A 3,536-nucleotide genomic window follows, 5' to 3' on the forward strand; every position below is an offset into this window, starting at 1 on the left:
CGGGCGCGCGCGGGAAAACCCCGTGCGCGCCCACCCCGCCCTCGGCTACAACCGGGTGTGCTCTTCCACTGCGCCAAGTGCGGCGCCGAGCTGACCCCGGACCTGACCCGCCTGCCCGAGCTCCCCGCCCCCGACCCGGACCACCGGGACCGCGCGCACCACGCCCCGCCCACCGTCCCGCGCGGCGCCTGGGCGCTCGTCCCCGACTCGGACGACCCGCGCGCCCCCGGCCTCCCCCGCGCCGCCCCCGGCGTCCGCGTGCTCCACCCCGAGGACGTCCCCACCCTGCGCGAGCGCGGGCACGGCCGGAACCTGGAGGGCTGCTGCGGCCCGCACGGCGGCAACGGCCCCAACCTGGCCTGCCCCTGCGGCTGTCTGGTCGCCACCCTCCTGGCCGACTGCCTCGGCCCCTGGGAGGTCCGCCTCCACCCCCTGCGCACCTGGGCCCACGACCCGGCCGGAGCCTGACCCCGCCGCAGGTCCGGCTACAGGTCCCGCGCCACGATCCGGGCCAGGTTCCGCTCCGCCAGCGCCGTGATCGTCACGAACGGGTTCACGCTCGTGTTCCCCGGAATCAGCGACCCGTCCACCACGTACAGCCCCCGGTACCCCGCCAACCGCCCGTGCCCGTCCGTCGCCCGCCCCAGCACCACCCCGCCCAGCGGGTGGTACGTCAGCCCGTCGCCCCACACCTTCCCCACCCCGAACAGGTCCGCCCGGTACACCGTCCCCTCGACCGAGTTGATCCGGTCGAAGATCGTCCGCGCCATGGCGACCGACGGCTGCTTCCACTCCTGCCGCCAGTCCAGCTCGACCCGCCCCGCCTCCGGGTTCCAGGTGAACCGCCCGCGCCTCGGGTTGGCCGTGATCGCCAGGTAGAACGACGTGAACGTCTCGACCCCGGTCGGCAGCGGGGCGACCTCGGCGAACGCCCCGCCCGCCGCCCAGTTGTCGATCCCGCCCGTGGGGATGCACGACTGGAGCGCCCCGGTCGGGTCGGACGCCTTGTTCGCCCGCCCCACCATCACGTTCCCGTTCTCCCCCCACCCCAGCCCGACCTCCGGGCTCAGCGCGGGCAGCGCCCCGGTGTCCCGCAACCGGGTCAGCAGCTTGCTCGTCCCCACGCTCCCGGCCGCGAAGAACACCCGCTCCGCTTCCACCCGCTTGGTGGAGGTCACCCGCCCGCTCGCGTCCAGCACGTCGAGCAGCGCCTCGTACCCGCCTCCGACCGCCCGCACGCTCGTCACCTCGTGCAGCGCCGAGATCGTCACCCGCCCGGTGGCCAGCGCCCGCGCCAGGTACGTCCTGGGCAGCGACAGCTTCCCGTGGTTGTTGCCGTAGATCACCTCGGCGGCCAGCGCCGACCGGGGCGCGGTCCCGGCCTCCTCGCGCTCCAGGTGCGCCCAGTCGTACACGCCGGGCACCAGCTCGAACGGGAACCCGGAGCGCCGCGCCTGCGCCCGCCCCACCCTGGCGTACCGGTAGCACTCGGCCTGCTCCCACCAGTCCGGGTCGACCAGCCCCGTGCCCAGCTCGGCGTTCGCCAGCGGGTAGTACGTCGAGTACATCTCCTCGGGGTCCACGCCCGGCAGGACCGCCGCGAACCGCTCCCGCCGGGGCGTCACCGCCATGCCCCCGTTGACCAGCGACCCGCCGCCGACGCCCCGCCCCTGGTAGACGGTGATCCCGGCGAACTCCTCGGCGTCCAGGACGCCGGTGCGGCGCGGGACGGCGCGGTCCACCGGAAGGCCGAGGAAGTTGCTGAGCGGCTGCTTGGTCCAGGTGCGCAGCCAGTACGAGCGCTCGTCGGGGTTGAGCATGTTCGCGAAGACCTTGCCGTCCCACCCCGGCTCGTCCCACGACCGGCCTTTCTCGACCACGTGCACCGGCACGCCCGCCTGCGCCAGCCGGAGCGCGGCCACCGCGCCGCCGTACCCGGAGCCGACGACCAGCGCGGGCACGCGCGCCCCGTCGGGGATCTCGGCGGGGGAGCGGCCCGACGCCGGGCCGCCTGACGCCGGACTGCCCGACGCCGGACTGCCTGACGCCGGACTGCCTGACGCCGGGCTGCCCGACGCCGGGGCGCCGCCGCCGAGCGCGGTCGCGCCCAACGCCGTGCCTGCGCCTGCGAGGAAGGACCTGCGGGAAACGGACCGGGTCACGGGACTGCCCTTCGCCGGGGGACGGGTGGGGCGCCTCGCGCGCGACCGGGTTCCCCGGTGGGGCGCGGTCCGCTCGTCGGGCGCCGAGCGGCCGGGTTCCCGCTCCGCCCGCCCCCTACCCGGCCCCGCCTACCCCCGGTCGCCTGCCGAGGTCAGCCGCAACGCCTGGACCTCGGCGCGCAGCGCCCGCAACTCCGCCAGCACCACCTGATCGGCCGTCCCCGGCTCGGGGGAGGCGGTCACGGCGGGTCGCTCCGGGCTCAGCTCGTGCTCCATCGCGTTGCACACCACCGCGATGAACAGGTTCAGCATCGTGAACGTGCCCACCAGCAGGTAGCAGACGAAGAAGATCCACGCGAGCGGCTGCCGCTCCATCAGGTCCCGCATCACGTCCGACCACCCGTCGCCGGTGGTGATCTGGAGCAGCGTCAGCACCGTGCTGCCGAGGTCGGCGAACCGCTCGTCACCGGTGGGGCGGAACAGGTTGATCGCGATCACGCCGCCCACGTACAGCAGCAGCACCAGCAGGCCGGACAGCGAGAGCAGGCCCGGCACCGAGCGGACCAGCGCGGTGACCACGCGCCTCATGCTCGGCACGATCGAGATCAGCCGCAGCACGCGCAGGATGCGCAGCGACCGCACCACGCTCAGCACGCCCGTCGCGGGCACCAGCGAGATGGCGACGACGAGGAAGTCGAAGCAGTTCCACGGGTCCCGGAAGAACCGCAGCCGCTCGGCGTACAGGCGCGCGGTCAGCTCGGCCACGAAGACGGCCAGCGCCAACCGGTCGATCCCGTGCAGCAGCCAGCCGTGGGAGGCCATGAGTGCGGGGACGGTCTCGCAGCCCAGGGTCACCGCGTTGACGACGATGACCACGATGATGAACCGCTGGAAGGCCGGGCCGTCGAGGAAGGCCTCGACCCGCTCGCGCAGAACCATTGTTCCGAGTGCTCCTACTCGATGTGGTGATCACTAGAACACTATCCGTAACCACCGACCTCGCCTCACCCCACCGCGCAATCCGGTCGGACGAGCCGCCCGGTTCGGACAGCGACCACCACCCCCGCGCGGGGCCACCCGCTGCTCCACCCGGTGACCCGCTCAGCGACCCGCTCGGGGGATCTATTCCACTCTATTCCTTCAGTTCAGAACGAAACTGAACCGACGCCGAAAACCGGGGAACCCGCCCGTCCGCCGAGGCCGCCCCGAGTGGCGCTTCCCTCATGGCCCGCGCCACGCGCCTGTGCTTCCATCGGCGCCATGCCCACGATCACGACCAACGACGGCGTCGACCTCCACGTCGCCGACGAGGGAACCGGCTCACCCGTGGTGCTGGTCGCCGGTTACGGCGCGCCCGCCACCAGTTGGGCCTTC

Annotated in this window: 3 protein-coding genes; 1 reads left to right on the forward strand and 2 read right to left on the reverse strand. The window is 73.8% G+C overall.

Annotated elements, in window-relative coordinates:
• Positions 1–57 precede the first annotated feature (57 nt).
• A complete protein-coding gene (locus ACTUAL_RS10920; protein WP_440900169.1) occupies positions 58–468 on the forward strand; it encodes a hypothetical protein in 411 nt (136 codons plus the stop codon).
• 17 nt (positions 469–485) lie between these two features.
• On the opposite strand, the gene ACTUAL_RS10925 is transcribed toward ACTUAL_RS10920, so the two are convergent.
• Positions 486–1,979, reverse strand: coding sequence for a GMC oxidoreductase (locus tag ACTUAL_RS10925; RefSeq protein WP_198320599.1), 1,494 nt, complete (start codon positions 1,977–1,979; stop codon positions 486–488).
• Between the two features lie 312 nt (positions 1,980–2,291).
• Positions 2,292–3,101 carry an ion transporter gene (locus ACTUAL_RS10930; RefSeq protein WP_096492913.1) on the reverse strand — a complete coding sequence of 270 codons (810 nt, stop codon included), beginning with the start codon at positions 3,099–3,101 and terminating at the stop codon, positions 2,292–2,294.
• Between the last annotated feature and the right edge of the window lie 435 nt (positions 3,102–3,536).

Source organism: Actinosynnema sp. (assembly GCF_052038725.1).